The organism is Pedobacter sp. Leaf176, from assembly GCF_001424305.1.
GTDB lineage: Bacteria > Bacteroidota > Bacteroidia > Sphingobacteriales > Sphingobacteriaceae > Pedobacter.
The window spans coordinates 227,815-242,606 of record NZ_LMPD01000005.1 but is presented as its reverse complement, the minus strand read 5'-3'; the positions used below and the strand labels follow the sequence as shown (position 1 = coordinate 242,606).

Below are 14,792 nucleotides of genomic sequence, written 5' to 3'. Positions count from 1 at the left end.
AATAGCTATCCAATTTGTCTGCCCTCCAGATCAGACCAAATCGGTTGATTACCTGTTTTCTTAATTTCTTCAAATTTTTCGCCTGCCCATTCCAGTATAAAGCTTCCCGGATTTCCATTACGGACTTTTAGCAGCTCAACCTGCCAGCGCGGGAATCCGATCCCGGGCAAGCCGTCCTGCGTAACTGAAGGAAGTGGGCTGACTTTCCATCTTGCTGTTGCCACGGTGCTCGCCTTTTTATTTCCGTCCTTGCGCAGGATAAATCCCGTAACACCACTGGTCTCAACCGCCAGCTGCAGCCTGCGGGATTCTATAAGACTCACATTGTTAAGTTCTGCCACAACCGCCGCAAGCCCCTCACATTTGATGGCCTCCTCTGTAATCCATAGCACATCCTTTTCGCTCTGAACATCCATAAAAATAATGCGCTCAGGCTCTACGTTAAATAAGCTCAAAGAAGCGGGGAAGAGATTCCGGGTCGTGCTTACCCACACACAGGCCGCACCATTTTCCATAAGGACGGAAAGTAGCCCGGCGATAAAGCCGTCACTGGCCGCCGAATGCTCCGGCTGAATTGTGATAAATTCATGAATTGCCTTTTTGGGAAAAACACCACCAGGAAATGAATTTTCAATCTCTCCCAGTCCGATGCGTTCGGCATTGCCTGTGCAATGGGGTTTAAACCCCTGCCATAACAGGATATCCTGTTGCAATTTCTGAAGTAATTCTTTTTTGGCATTCATGACTTACTGAATTAAATACTATTATATTTAGTATTATAAAATTATACAACAAACATAAAGCTAAAAATGTTAGTAAAAAATGAATTGTGGAAAACATTCCCGTTTTGGTGGAAAGTTTGCATTCCTTACTGTGATGACTATCCTTGATAAAATAGATCTTAAAATCTTATTTATGGATAATAATTCTTAATCGATTTTATCCCATCTTCCTGATTTTCAAAACCTATCTGCTCAAATAACTGTTGTTACAAAATGGAAAGAAAAGAAGTAACCAGCCTATTTAGCGAGGTAGAAAAAAGTGTCATTAGCTGGGCAAAAGCACACCGCAGTGAACTGATCATTGGCGGTATTTTCGGATTTTCCTTAACTACGGCTTATCTAATTTTCTCAAAAAAACATTTTAAATTGGCTAAGCCGTTAAAACCATTGGAGCCCGGACTGAATATGGAAAGATATATTTTTGAAATCCCCACCGACAGCGGGATAAAAGAGGCTGTCGTAGAAACTTCAGGCGAATGCTACGGGGTGACGCTTGATGGCAAATACATCGGAAGCATGTGGCGTGATGAAAACCTTGGTCTTCAATGGGACACACTTGATGAAGAACTAGCGCCTCATATCTGGGATATCGCATCCAAGCTCTCAGAGGCTTTTTCCAGACAAGGATATCCCTCACTATTAAAGGGAGCCTATCCCGAAATTGAGTCTACCCAGTGGAAGAGCAGTGAAACCCTTGAGGTGGTTATTTCAAAGGAAACAGATATGGAAGTCTTCACTACGTTCTTAAAAGATGAGGTCTTAAACCTGGTTGATTTCGAGGAGCACCTGGACTTGATTGTCAAGAAAGCAGATGATCCGTATTTTGTAATTATAGGCATCAACTAACTATTTCCTATTTGGTTCAAGATTTTGTATTTTTAAGATGATGAAAATAGAAGAGGCTTTTGAGATTGTCCTGCCCGATATTAAGATGATCGTTACCTCACATCTGATCGGAGGCAGTGAAATATATAGGATCGAGTTCTCGGATGGAAGACCACCACTAAACGTAACCGAAGCGAATGGTTACAGGCCATTCTGGACATCTGTTCCGCAGGGAAGACAGATAGAGGCAGAATTTTTTGGTAAAAAGATTGCTGAACATTTGAAAAATAAATAATTATGTGTTACTACAATGGTCAACGCGTTTCAAGAGCAGAGTTTATTTCACTCCTTCAACTTGAAAAGGCGGTAAAAAATTATCAGTTTCTCGACAGGGCTGTTCATAACGGTTTTGCCTATTCACCCGTTGCGGTATTAAAAAGAGATGCAGAGCAGACAAACTTTGATATCGTGCAGATGGAATGGGGTTTTTTGCCTCCCTACCTTAAAAACCGCGAGGCTGCAAAGAATTTTCGCAACGGATATAAAGATGCTGCCGGTAAATGGCATATCGGATATACAACACTCAATGCAAAGGCCGAAAATCTTTTTTCAAATGAAAAGGGCGGTCCCTCGATTTATGCAAAGGCAGCCCGCGAGCGAAGATGCCTGGTGCTGTCAACGGGATTTTACGAGTGGCGCCATGTATTTCCGAAGAACAAAAAAACAGGAGAGCCTTTGAAAACTGCCGTTAAGTATCCTTACTACATTTCTGTTAAGGACGAGGAATACTTCTACATGGCGGCAATTTATCAGGAGTGGACCGATCAGGAAACCGGGGAAATTGTTGAGACAGTCGCTGTCACTACCGCGCCGGCCAATCCGCTTATGGAACAGGTCCATAATTCCAAAAAACGTATGCCTACAATTTTAAATGATGAGCTGGCCTATGAATGGATGTTCGGGGATTTAAGCGATGAGCGAATCACCGAGATTGCATCCAGTCAGTTTCCTGCCAAACAAATGGATGCCTGCACGATTGCGAAAGAGTTCTTGTCGACACTTGAACCATCAACGCCCTTTATTTATGAAGACCTGCCCGCTATCGAGTACTCGATTTAACACGGCTGGATGCTTCCATAAAGCACTTTTTAGGGGTGATTGTTTAGATTTTAAAACCATTTTCAGTTGAGATCAGTTATATCATAAAAACTAATATTATGAGCGATAACAAACAGAAACAGGATGGCAGAGAAGATTCAAAAGTTGATCTGAACGATGCAAGCGAAGTTGCTTATGCAGCAAAACAGGCTGGGGTAACTTCTGCTCAATACAAGGAACTGGCTAAAGCGTCGGGAAGTTCTTCCAGGGCGAAAATTGCCGAATATATTAAGTCAAATGCCAAGGCGTAAGTCGGTAGATGTCTCACTTGATGGGCTTGCCGGAAAACTTGGAGCAGTGATTTTTAGTGAATCTCCGGGTTTTCTCTGTGTGCTCCCTCAGGATATCCATGAATCGATACTTGGAAGAGGGAATTCTGTTGCTGAAGCTGTAAACAACTGGGATGAAAAACTCAAGGCTCATCTCCGCAACAGTACCACCGGGGATCCTGTAGTGGATTATGTTCAAAAAATTCTAAGCAGTACAACGCCTGATCATGTTCAGTCCTTTTATGATCAATTTTACCCGGTTAGAAAAAAACAGTAATCTAAATATAGTTATGGATAATCAGCAAAACAGTCAGCCAAAGTTTGGAAATGAAGTGGAAAAGGACATCAATTCCCAACAATTCGTCACTTCTGATGATTGCCTCGACAGACATGAAACTGAAAGCGATCTTGATTCCCTGGAACCACAGGAGTTTGGGACAAATGACGGCGAGCTAAATGTAGATGATCCTAGGGAACTCCGCTATTGGGCTGAACAGTTTCAGATTAGTACGGGTGAGCTAAAATCCGCAGCACTGTTGCGGGGAAATTCTATCCTCGAAATAAAAAAATACATATCCGCTTAAATCTATGGCAGAATTACCAGATTTAACCGTATTTGCTCAGATACTAACCCGAAAGTTCAAAGGGCAGATTTTGGAAACGCTGGAAATTACGGAATCCAAAAAAATTAATGTCTCGGCCAAGGAAATGAAAAAAGCTTTGGAAGGAAGAGAACTTTTGGATGTCCGGCGTTCCGGAAAGACGCTTCAACTTATTTTTTCGGGTTGCCAGGTTCTTGGTCTTCACTTAATGCTCAGGGGAGAACTGATCTCTATTGATCAGGATGAGCCGCCACGCTTCCAGATTTTAGGGTTTCATTTTGAAGGGGGCGATGCATTTGCATTGATCGATCTTCAAAAGCAAGCAACGCCCACATTGAATCCTGAACCTATCGACGTCCCGGATGCGCTGGAAATGGAGGAGGAATATTTTTTTGATTTGCTGGCTAAAAAGAGAACATCGATAAAAACTTTGCTCATGGATCAGCATCTTGTTCGCGGTATTGGCAATTCCTATTCGGATGAGATACTTTATCATGCCGGGATTTCTCCCTTTTCAGTCGCCAAAGCTATCCCGGATAAAGCGGCAAAGAGATTATACAAAAGCATAAAATCTGTGTTAGCTGAGGCGATTTTAAAAATCGCAGAAGCAAACGGTGACGAACTCAAAGGTGAGCTGCGCGATTTTATGATGGTACATGGTGCCGAATTAAAAAAGACACCAAAGGGCGAGGAGATTTTGTCTGAGAAAATCGGTGGGCGCAAAGCTTACTTTACGCAATCTCAGGAACTTTTTGAATGATTCTATCAACCTACAACATTAACGGGGTCAATGGAAGGATCGAAATTTTGCTTAAATGGTTGAAAGAGCGGTCACCGGACGTTGTATGTCTGCAGGAAATAAAATGTCAGGACAAAGATTTTCCGGCGAAGAAATTAAAGGAAGCAGGTTATTTCGCCATCTGGCAAGGTCAGAAAAGCTGGAACGGTGTTGCAATCTTATCTAAGACGGAAATCAAAGAAACGAAACGCGGACTTCCTGGCGATCCTGCCGACGACCATAGCAGATACATCGAAGCATTTATTGGTGGACTGATCATAGGCTGCATTTATCTTCCAAACGGAAATCCGGCACCAGGTCCAAAATTTGAATATAAACTTAAATGGCTCAAAAGGCTTACCGCCCATTCGAAAAAGCTGCTTTCGTTTGGCATCCCAACAATTTTGATCGGTGACTATAATGTTATACCGACTGACCTTGACCTTTATAATCCCGATAGATTTAGGGATAATGCGCTTTTCTTTCCCGAATCCAAAAAAGCATACAAGAAGCTTTTGGCTCTGGGCTGGACAGATGCAATAAGAACCCTGTATCCCGATGAAATTATATATACCTTTTATGATTATCTTCGGAATGCATTTGGAAGGAATGCCGGTTTGAGATTGGACCATTTCCTGCTGTCTCCGGATTTGTCAGACAAGCTGATTGACGGTGGAGTCGACAAACATGTGCGGGGCTGGCAGGGAGCCAGTGACCATTGCCCTGTTTGGATCGAAATTCAACCAACAAAATAATACATTATATCAATGACTTACAGAGCTGGATAAATTTTTAAAATTAAATTGACATCAAAATAGTTACTATCCCTTTTTCCGTAAGACAATGAAAATTTATCGCCATAAGCCAAACCTAATCGCTTTTCAATATTCTCCATTCCTTTATTGAAGCCTGAATGGTGGATCCTGGTGTTGATCAAATTAGAAGTACTTATTGACAATTCGTTTTTACTCAATTTAATATCTAATAATCCAGGTTGGTTTGGCTTTTGTAAATTTCCATGCTTAAGCATGTTTTCTAACAATGTGATTACGACCAATGGTATAAAGCGAAAATTTTTAACCTCTTCAGGAAAAGAAAGATTGATATACTGTTCTTTGTCTTTCCTTATTTTATTAAGGGATATGAGGTTATCAATCTGATGCAGTTCCTCCTCCAGCTTGGGAAATTCTTCGGGGGATTCCTTCGTCTCAAGACTAAACCGCATCAATTCAGCCAGATTAAGAACTGCTTCTCCGGCGTCCTCGTTAAATTTTCGAACGCTATCATACAAAAAGCTCAATGTGTTGAATAACAGATGTGGATTGATTTGGGCTCGCAAATATTCATACTTCGCAACATGCAATTCATTTTGCATCTCTTTATTTTTCAAATCGTTTAAATATTCCATTCTTTCTGAATGTTCTCTTTTTAAACGTTCCTCTTTGAAACGCAAAAATAAAAAGTAAAAGCAGGAAAGAACGATAAAAAACAAACCTCTCCAGAGCGATTGAAAAAAACTTTTATGGTTAGTAATAATTGTTGGGATGTTAAATCCTTTATGGGTTCCTTCCAGTACGTAATTAAGATAAGACCTGAAAAAAATATATAAGCCGATTTGAATTATCATGAAGATAATTACCCTTGTCCAGGGTTTAGGCTTCGTAAAACTCTTCTTAAGCACAAAATGCGCATTCGTATAAAATAGAATAATATTAAGAATATAATGGAGGGCATAATTAAAAGCTTTTCCAAAAAAGCCCATTGAAAGTCCGATTAGTCCGATCTCTAATGTTATGAATATTGCCCATCCAATTAGGTGCAAGCGCTGCACTTTTCCCCATTCGAAAATTTTCTTAGTCATGGTATAATTGCTCTTGGTGTAACCTCATTTTATCGCGGTGTAAAAACTTTTTTTACGCTAAATAATGGCTCTAGTTTCAAAATAAAAACATGAAACAGAACCCTAAAAAACTGGTCAAAAAAACAGTATTTGTTTTTAGATCGCAGCAAACAATTCGAAAGTCCGAAACTGATCCGACTACTTCCAGTATCATCATTATTTCCAATGAAACGTTGATTAGCCATCGTTGAATGTTGGTTCAACATTTGAATCCTTAAGACTTCCGGCCGGATCTTAATGTTTTATTTTCAGAAAATTCAATAAAACCTTGCTTGTAGTTGTTGCCCATCGGAATGATGTGTGCTCCAAGCTTTAATGTGTTCCCAGCTATTTTTTCAACCCTTTCTTCATTTACGAAGTAACTGCGGTGGACTCTGTAGAACAATGTGCCCCAAAACTCCTTTTCAACTTCCTTCATTGTCAAATAGACTGTATAATCTTCATCTTCAGTGACAATTTTCATGTAGTTTTTCAAGCTTTCGAAAAATAATATTTTGGATTTCCTTATCTTCAATTTCTGTCCCCTTTCGCCGATGCTGACATAGAAATATTTTTTTTGGGCAATCCGTATCCCTTCAATTCTTTTTCTTTCTGCATCTAAAATGTCCCAAACGGTTTTAATGAATTTCGGTTTTGAGATCGGCTTAACCAGATACCGAGATGCATTTACTTCGAAAGCTTCTATGGCATATTTTGTAAATGCAGTGGTAAATACAATAAATCGAGCTCGATTGACTAATTTTTTTGCGAGCTCAATGCCGGTAATTTCTGGCATGTCTATATCCAAAAAAATAAAGTCTATTTTGTCTCTGATACTGATTCCTGATAGTGCAATAAGAGGATCAAAAAAAGTCTTGACTAATTTTAGGTTGGGATTCGTCTCAATGTAATCTGAGAGAATCGAGATTGAATGTTTTTCATCGTCGATTACGACGCAACGAAGTTGTTCCATATGTCAAAGTTTAGGGTAATCTCAAAAATGATCCCTCAATTACTTTGCATATCCAAATTAACTTTTTTCTTTTGGTTCGATTTTAATCACCTCAGTGGTTTTCTTTTGAGACAAAGAACCATCTTTGTTAATTTTGTTTGTTCTCCTTAAAGTTAATATGACCATGTCATATTTTGGCTGCTCCAAGGGGAGGATATCTTGTATAGTGCAATTGAGAGCGCTTGCTAACAAGTTTATATGTCTAATGCTATATTTGGCACGTTCTGTAAAAGTTTCTACTTTTGAAATAAACCCATCAGCTAATTTCATCTTCTGAGTTAACTGAAGTTGAGTCATTTTACTGGCAATTCTCAAGGCCTTAACTCTTTCAATCAACATAAAATCTAATTGAGAGATTTCAACAAAAATTAACTCGTCTTCAGGTGCTACCATTTACATGTGCAAGTGACTGATTTTGATGATTTAAGTCAACTCCACTTGTGGATTTGGTTAATATTTTGTATCTTAGCTTTAATAAAATTAACGATATAGAAAAACGATAGAATATAACTTCCATTAATTTGGATTGAGTAATTACTGAAAGAACTTGTGGTGAAAAGTAGGACGTTCGAACACGAGAGGTAGGTAAAACTCAATTCCTATGCTATCTTTGTATAGCATACGGATTTGGGTCGCCTGCTTTATTTGAGTTCGGCCGCTGCGAGGCGGTGGTGGTCCTACACCTTCACTTCAAATAAAGCGTAAGGCGGCCCTTTTCCGTTTGACTTTCGGTTAACACAGATTAGCCATGAAAGCATTTGAAATCATCATTTCTTCAAATTTCAGCAGAACATGCTATTTTCTGGCCTACTTTTTAGGTCCTCAAATCTCTGTTTTTTATACTCTCGGATGGACATTTATCATCCTAATTAGCCTGGTTATCTGTTCTCCTGAATAAGATGCCAGGCTAAGGCAGGTCAACCCTACGGTTAATGATAGAAAATAGGTTCTTTAATAATGCGCCTGCCTTAGTTCTCTTCAATATTTGAGATTCCTCATTTAATTTTCCGATCAACTAACTTAAACCAACAAACAATGAAAAAAACGATATTCTCTATCGCTAGGGCACTGCCATGCCTTTTTTTTGGAATCGACCTTATAAAGAAACCCAAGAGATGTGTTCCACCTTCTTATGGGAATTTAAGCTTAAGCTGTTTTCAATTGGATGGCCAGACAACAAGGAATGTTGCTAAATTGGCTAATAGAGAGATAAATCTAGAAAGACTACTTAGAAAGAAAATCATTCGGTTAACTACGGTTTTATTTTTCTTCTCAACTACTCTATTCGCACAGGCAAAGGCAACGAGCCGCCAACTCGCAATCAACGATAAAGTACCTAATCTTACCCTTTCGCAAATCCTAAATTTTAACCAAAAAAGCGCTGAATTTTCGAGCTTTAGAAATAAAGCACTCGTCCTCGATTTTTGGGCGACATACTGCTCGCCGTGCATAGCCGAATTTCCGAAAATGGATGCTATGCAAAAAAAATATGGTAAAAATATCCAGTTTTTACTGATGAATACTTATGCAAGTGATACTGTAGAAGTTCTAGAAAAATTTTTGGCAGCGCAAAAGGCAAAAATTAAAGATTTCGCATTACCCATAATTCTCAATAGCGCTGAAATAAAGAACGTTTTTCCAGTCAATACAATGCCGCACTATATCTGGATTGGTGCCGATGGACGTATTAAAGCGATTACGCGCGCGGATCAACTTACAGAAGAAAACGTCTCGCGGCTTATCGCAGGCTTAAGTCTTAACCTTAAAACTAAAAAAGATTAATATGATGGCAAATCATTTCAACACTAGAAAAATGAAGTGGAATTTTCTACTGTTTTGTATGGCTCTGATAATCATTATCCTCTCTGCAATAACAGCTTTTGCTCAGGAAGCAAATGTGTTAAAAGGGAAGGTTACTGACTTTGATGGAAATGTAATCCCGGCCAGCGTTCGCTCCAGAAAGAATATGACAATAGTTGATGAGGCTGGAAATTTTACTTTAGGAAAAGTAAACCCTGGAGATACAATTCGTATTACTGCAACTGGATATAAAACAATTTTCAGGATTTATTCAATAAATGAAAAATTCATTTCAGTTAAAATGACCGATGATTCCCAGCAGTTAGAGGAGGTCACCGTTCAGACAGGTTACCAAACATTGAAACCCAATGAAGTTAATGGAACAATATCCTCTATTAGTGAGAAAGCTCTAGGAGAACGTACAGGGTCGAATATTTTAGAAAGGATAATTGGTCAAAGTAGCGGATTAATGCTCCAGGTAGGAAAGAGTAATAACAATCCGCAAAATAAGACCAACATTTCTATACGTGGTCTTGGAACAATCAATGGTCCGTTAGATCCGCTAATCGTGTTAGATGGTTTTATATATGAGGGAGATATATCTAACATTAATCCCAATGATGTAGAAAATGTATCTGTATTAAAAGATGCAGCAGCTGCATCGATTTGGGGTGCAAGGGCTGGTAATGGCGTAATTGTGATTACAACCAAGAGAGGCAGACAAAACCAACCTATGCAAATTGCCTTTGGTGCAAATGTATTGGTACAGGATTTACCAAGATTTAATTCTATCAGGCAGATGAATAGTAGCGATTATATCGCTTTTGAAAAACAACTTTTCGAATCGGGCTACTTTAATGATCGGATATCTACCACACCATGGTTGGCATTAACCCCTGTTGTAGAAGTTCTTCTAGCAAGAAGAAACGGGCAGATCTCTCAGTCAACGGCTGATGCTAGAATAAATTTATTAGCGGGAAATAATACACAACAATCCTATCTGGACAATTTCTACACTCGTGGGATTCTCCAACAGTATAGTTTAAATCTTAAAGGGGGGAGTGAGCGGAATACCTATTTACTTTCTGCAGCATACGATCAGAATAGAGGGGAAGTTTACAATACCTCAGGTAAATTAAACCTGCATTTTGCCAATGATTTTAAGGTGCTTGAAAAATTAAATCTAAGTACTAATGTTTATTATACAAATTTTACTGGAAAGACCGGCCGTCCTGCGAATGGTTATCTGAGCGCTGGGGGAAGGTATCCGCCATACCTGGATTTTGCACAGGCTGGAGGACTTGCTACAGAATTTCGGTCAGCATATACTGATACACTGGCAAAAGGTAGACTTTTAGACTGGAAATTTTATCCCACAGAAGATTATAAACATGACTATACCGATTCCCGTTCTCAGGACTTATTTGCTAACGTCGGATTTAGGTATCAAATCGTCAAAGGGTTAAACCTGCAGGTAAATTACCAATATCAACGGCAGAGCTCAGATATTGAACGAACATCCGATGAACAAAGTTATGCGGCCAGAAATCTGATCAATTCGTTTAGTCAGGTAAATGCCTCTACGGGAATAGTTACTTATCCGGTTCCAAGAGGAGGGATACTGAATTCTTCTTCTTCGGTAGTCAACTCACAAACAGGAAGAGCGCAATTCAACTACAACAACGTTTTTGGCTTGCATAGCATCAATGCAATTTTCGGTGCTGAGGCAAGGAGTGCGAATACTTCTTCTCGTGGAAGCAGAAGATTAGGCTATCAATCCGACCCACTATATTTTACTCCAGTTGACGAGGTAGGGCTTTACCGCCAATACTTAACTGGATTTAGCAGCCAGATCGGAAGTGTCAATACTTTAACTCAGACTGCATACCGTTTTATAAGCATGTATGCCAATTTCGCATATTCCTTCAAAGGACGTTACCTGTTGTCAGGAAGCATACGACGTGACGGATCAAATATTTTTGGCGCTGATATAAATGATAAATGGAAGCCCTTATGGTCGTCAGGTATTGGATGGAAGATTTCAGATGAATCCTTTTATAATTTAAGATGGCTGCCCGTTCTGCGGTTAACCACTACATTTGGCTACAGTGGTAATGTAGACCTAACGAAAACTGCGTCCCCAATTGCCACTTATGGCACGAATGCTTTGACGGGATTTCCAATCACGAGGATAAATGCAATAAATAACCCCGATTTGAAATGGGAACAGCTTTCGCAGGTTGATATGAAACTGGATTTTGAACTTCCCAAGCAAATTCTGACCGGATCATTTTCTTATTACGTCAAAACAGGAACGGATTTGTATGGTATAACGGGCTATGACTATACCAGTTGGGGTGCACGTGATGTAATCACAAAGAATGTTGCTAATATGAGGGGAGAGGGTATTGATCTCGATCTTCACAGCAAAAATCTTAAAACTGGCAATTTTAGTTGGGGAACTGACCTGTATTTTAGTTATAACACCAGTAAAACCACAAAATATAAAAGCAGAGACAATTCATCAGCTTTTTACAATTTACTTACCGCAGGGAATGCTATTACTCCAATCGAAGGCTATCCACTATATGCGGTTGCAGCTTATAAATGGGGAGGGCTGGACAGCAAGGGGAATCCACAGGGATATTTGAATGGTAAACTCAGTACTGATTACGAGTCTATCGCAGATGAATCTTTTAATACGGGGAATAATGTCACCTTTCTGGGTTCTGCCAGTCCGACGTATTTCGGTTCTTTGATCAATACTTTGTCATTTAGGGGTTTCAGTTTGTCGGTTAATATCAATTACAAATTAGGTTATAAGGTCAGAAAACCGGCACTGGCATATTCAACGCTAATAGAAACTGGGCAGGGAAATTATGAATATGAGTCTCGCTGGCAGAAGCCTGGTGATGAAAACGTAACTAATGTTCCCTCGTTCATCTACCCTGCACCAAGTGTTCGGGATGCATTTTACAGTAAATCTGAAATTAATGTGATGTCGGGAGACCACATTCGCCTTGATTATATTCGATTTGGTTACACATTAAATACAGTTCAGTGGAAATTTCCATTTCGGAATCTTGAAGTATACGCAGGTTTACAAAATGTCGGATTACTCTGGAAAGCGAATCATTTCGGTTATGATCCGGATTATTCAAACATATTACCTCCTTCCCGCCAGTTATCATTTGGTATAAAGGGGGCATTCTAAAACCATGATAGAAATAGTAATTATGAAGAAAAATAATATTGCAATAAGTATTGTACTTTGTACTGCAATGCTACTTACCTTGAGTTGTAAAAAGTACCTTGAGGTTAAATCAAATGCCAAATTGGTAATTCCACATACTTTATCTGACGTACAAGGACTTTTGGACGATGCCAATCTTATGAACCTGAGGTTAACTCCGTCATTTGGCGAAGCATCAAGTGATGATTTTTTCCTGACAGTCAACAGTTACAATGCGCTAAGTGTAAGGGCTCAAGAAGCTTATACCTGGAAGCCTACTCCTTATCGACATGCCAATGATTGGAGTCTGGCGTATACGTCTGTTTTTAATAGTAATCTTTGCCTGGAGTTATTAGAAAGCATAGACAGAACGCCAGCGAACAGTTCTCAATGGGACAATGCCAAGGGAAGCGCCTTATTCTACAGGTCCTTTTATTTTTTGATGTTGACCAATCAACATGGACTTGCCTTTGATGAAAAAAATTCTGGCAATGATTTAGGTATTGCGCTTAGAACATCATCTAACTTTAATGTCCCCTCGGTACGTTCTTCGGTAAGCGATTGTTACCAAAAAATAATTGAAGATGCAACTTTAGCATTAACCTTACTGCCCGACTACCCTCAGCATGTGATGCGACCCTCAAAAGGAGCCGCAGCAGCGCTGTTGTCAAGATGTTTTCTGTACCGTCATGAATATGAAACGTCATTGAAATATACACTGGAAGCACTCAAATTCAACAGCAAGCTAATGGATTACAATGGCGATAGTGATCTCCTGGCGCTAAGTAGCACAGTACCAATCAAAAAGTTTAATAAGGAGACGATTTGGTATGCAGAACTTTCCAGTAATTTTGGAGTCAATAATACTACAAATTCTAGAGTCGATACTGCCTTGTATGCCAGTTATAACATTAACGATTTAAGAAGAACTGCATTTTTCCGGGCTTCTGCGCCATACCAGCAGTTCAAGGGGAATTACACCGCAAGTGGAACGATTTACTTTTCAGGCCTTGCAACAGATGAACTTTATCTTAACAGCGCCGAATGTAAAGCCTGGCTCAATGACCTGTCTGGGGCTATGGAAACATTGAATATTTTATTAAAGTCCCGTTGGAGAAATACAGTGCCCTTTTCGCCTGTAACTGCAACCGATAAGTCTGATGCTATTAGAAAAATCCGTGAAGAAAGAAGGAAGGAGTTGTTGATGAGAGGTCTTCGTTTTGCTGACCTTAAAAGGTACAACAAAGAAGGAGCAAATATAATTCTAAGACGGGTTCTCGGAAGTCAAGTCTTCACCCTTGCGCCAGATTCACGATATTATGCTTTGCCGTTGCCCACTGATATTATTGAATCTACAGGCATGCCACAAAACTAAACTATAAGGGGGAGTTCATTTCCCCCTCATATTTTACCCTTAGGTTATTGGGCAGTTTTGTTTTCGATGTCCATGTCTCCATCATCACTGGATACTACATAAGCACGTGTTGATGTGTGGGGACTTGCGATTAAGTTAAGTGAAGGGTCTAGCGTAGGGGTGCCACTTGTATTCACAAAGCTTGCATCTACTCGTATAAGACAGGCTTCTTGTTGAATTTCATCACAGCCCGCTGCGTTAGGACTATAAGTCCAGTTAGATTCTTTTTCAACCTCAGTTCGGGACTTATCGCTACCGGTATACTGAAACGTATATTGTACCCTTTTGCTATCTGCCTTGAATGCAGAACCACCAAATACTAATACTAATCCTAAAGCGGCGGCCATTAGGCCTTTGCTTACATTTTTTATTGCTGTATACATAATTTAAGGATGCTTTTTACTTCGAAAAAACAAGCGAAAAAGTTAGTTTAAGATTTGGGCACCATGCCCTGTTGAATGCATTAAATTTTGGAATTATATTTTTCACTCTTTGCCGCTTAACCTCCTTTCCTTTTTGGTAACTCTAATAAGACAACCCATATTTATAAAAAACAAAAGCATGTTGAAGTAGAGATGGCTTTTCCAGCTCATCTTAGAAATGAAGCCACCGCAGCTGCATGGGGCATTAGGAAAAACATGGGTTAGGATCAATGTGATATATATGGTAAATCCCAATATCAGGGACAAGGAAAGCCACAGTCCCCATTTGTGTTTATTAAAAATCAGCAGCGTAGCAGCGGTCAGCTCAAGAACCGGGACCAGATATGTCAGTACGCGTTGTATTTCTTCAGAAAAGGGTTGATCCTTCATCTGGAGCTGATAAAGTTTTAGATCTGCGAGCTTTGCAAAAACTGCATAACACCATAGCAATGTCAGCAGGAATATTCCAACGGTATTTAGATTTGATACCAAGCTTTTATAGCTTATATGCGTCCGTTTATGTGAATAAATATTTTCCATGTTTTGTTTATTAAAAACCCATCTGATTGTGGATTAAAGTTCGAAACAACAGAAATAATATTAACTACCCGAATTCGGC

General features: G+C 39.5%; 17 protein-coding genes. 11 read left to right on the top strand and 6 right to left on the bottom strand.

Going from position 1 to position 14,792, the window contains the following annotated elements; genetic code table 11:
- Window positions 1–5: 5 nt before the first annotated feature.
- Window positions 6–743, bottom strand: coding sequence for an ImuA family protein (locus ASF92_RS15510; RefSeq protein ID WP_056095144.1), 738 nt, complete (start codon window positions 741–743; stop codon window positions 6–8).
- A 252-nt stretch (window positions 744–995) separates the two neighbouring features.
- Between ASF92_RS15510 and ASF92_RS15505 the strand changes: the two genes are divergently transcribed.
- From ASF92_RS15505 to xth, 8 genes are all read left to right on the top strand, one after another.
- Window positions 996–1,628 (top strand): hypothetical protein, encoded by a 633-nt coding sequence (locus ASF92_RS15505; protein ID WP_056095141.1) that lies wholly within the window; start codon window positions 996–998, stop codon window positions 1,626–1,628.
- 37 nt (window positions 1,629–1,665) lie between these two features.
- Window positions 1,666–1,902: a hypothetical protein gene (locus ASF92_RS15500; protein ID WP_147273668.1), complete on the top strand. Its 237-nt coding sequence runs from the start codon at window positions 1,666–1,668 to the stop codon at window positions 1,900–1,902.
- Window positions 1,903–1,904: 2 nt separating this feature from the next.
- Window positions 1,905–2,726, top strand: a complete 822-nt coding sequence (locus tag ASF92_RS15495; RefSeq protein ID WP_056095137.1) for an SOS response-associated peptidase — start codon at window positions 1,905–1,907, stop codon at window positions 2,724–2,726.
- Between the two features lie 98 nt (window positions 2,727–2,824).
- The gene (locus ASF92_RS15490) at window positions 2,825–3,016 is read left to right on the top strand and encodes a DUF3606 domain-containing protein (RefSeq protein ID WP_056095135.1); all 192 of its coding nucleotides are present in this window, start codon (window positions 2,825–2,827) and stop codon (window positions 3,014–3,016) included.
- Entirely contained in the window at window positions 3,003–3,311 is a 309-nt protein-coding gene (locus ASF92_RS15485) for a hypothetical protein (protein WP_056095133.1), read from the top strand. Before ASF92_RS15490 ends, ASF92_RS15485 begins: the two co-directional genes overlap by 14 nt.
- Window positions 3,312–3,324: 13 nt before the next feature.
- Window positions 3,325–3,618, top strand: coding sequence for a DUF3606 domain-containing protein (locus ASF92_RS15480; RefSeq protein WP_056095131.1), 294 nt, complete (start codon window positions 3,325–3,327; stop codon window positions 3,616–3,618).
- A gap of 4 nt (window positions 3,619–3,622) precedes the next feature.
- Window positions 3,623–4,396, top strand: coding sequence for a DNA-formamidopyrimidine glycosylase family protein (locus tag ASF92_RS15475; RefSeq protein WP_056095127.1), 774 nt, complete (start codon window positions 3,623–3,625; stop codon window positions 4,394–4,396).
- Window positions 4,393–5,169 (top strand): exodeoxyribonuclease III, encoded by a 777-nt coding sequence (xth, locus tag ASF92_RS15470; protein ID WP_056095123.1) that lies wholly within the window; start codon window positions 4,393–4,395, stop codon window positions 5,167–5,169. The genes ASF92_RS15475 and xth overlap by 4 nt, the downstream gene beginning before the upstream one ends.
- Before the next feature lie 17 nt (window positions 5,170–5,186).
- On the opposite strand, the gene ASF92_RS15465 is transcribed toward xth, so the two are convergent.
- The 3 genes from ASF92_RS15465 to ASF92_RS15455 form a co-directional block, all read right to left on the bottom strand.
- Window positions 5,187–6,275, bottom strand: coding sequence for a sensor histidine kinase (locus tag ASF92_RS15465; protein WP_056095120.1), 1,089 nt, complete (start codon window positions 6,273–6,275; stop codon window positions 5,187–5,189).
- Window positions 6,276–6,528: 253 nt separating this feature from the next.
- Entirely contained in the window at window positions 6,529–7,266 is a 738-nt protein-coding gene (locus tag ASF92_RS15460) for a LytTR family DNA-binding domain-containing protein (protein WP_056095117.1), read from the bottom strand.
- A 57-nt stretch (window positions 7,267–7,323) separates the two neighbouring features.
- Window positions 7,324–7,698 (bottom strand): helix-turn-helix domain-containing protein, encoded by a 375-nt coding sequence (locus tag ASF92_RS15455; protein WP_056095113.1) that lies wholly within the window; start codon window positions 7,696–7,698, stop codon window positions 7,324–7,326.
- A gap of 642 nt (window positions 7,699–8,340) precedes the next feature.
- On the opposite strand from ASF92_RS15455, the gene ASF92_RS15450 reads away from it, so the two are divergent.
- From ASF92_RS15450 to ASF92_RS15440, 3 genes are read left to right on the top strand one after another with little or no spacing between them, the layout of a single operon-like run.
- Window positions 8,341–9,087 carry a TlpA disulfide reductase family protein gene (locus ASF92_RS15450; protein WP_056095111.1) on the top strand — a complete coding sequence of 249 codons (747 nt, stop codon included), beginning with the start codon at window positions 8,341–8,343 and terminating at the stop codon, window positions 9,085–9,087.
- A gap of 31 nt (window positions 9,088–9,118) precedes the next feature.
- A complete protein-coding gene (locus tag ASF92_RS15445; RefSeq protein WP_231729835.1) occupies window positions 9,119–12,319 on the top strand; it encodes a SusC/RagA family TonB-linked outer membrane protein in 3,201 nt (1,066 codons plus the stop codon).
- A gap of 4 nt (window positions 12,320–12,323) precedes the next feature.
- Complete coding sequence (locus tag ASF92_RS15440; protein WP_056095106.1) at window positions 12,324–13,712, top strand: RagB/SusD family nutrient uptake outer membrane protein; 1,389 nt, start codon at window positions 12,324–12,326, stop codon at window positions 13,710–13,712.
- A 44-nt stretch (window positions 13,713–13,756) separates the two neighbouring features.
- On the opposite strand, the gene ASF92_RS15435 is transcribed toward ASF92_RS15440, so the two are convergent.
- Window positions 13,757–14,134 (bottom strand): hypothetical protein, encoded by a 378-nt coding sequence (locus ASF92_RS15435; protein WP_056095103.1) that lies wholly within the window; start codon window positions 14,132–14,134, stop codon window positions 13,757–13,759.
- Between the two features lie 102 nt (window positions 14,135–14,236).
- Complete coding sequence (locus ASF92_RS15430) at window positions 14,237–14,713, bottom strand: MauE/DoxX family redox-associated membrane protein (protein ID WP_056095101.1); 477 nt, start codon at window positions 14,711–14,713, stop codon at window positions 14,237–14,239.
- Between the last annotated feature and the right edge of the window lie 79 nt (window positions 14,714–14,792).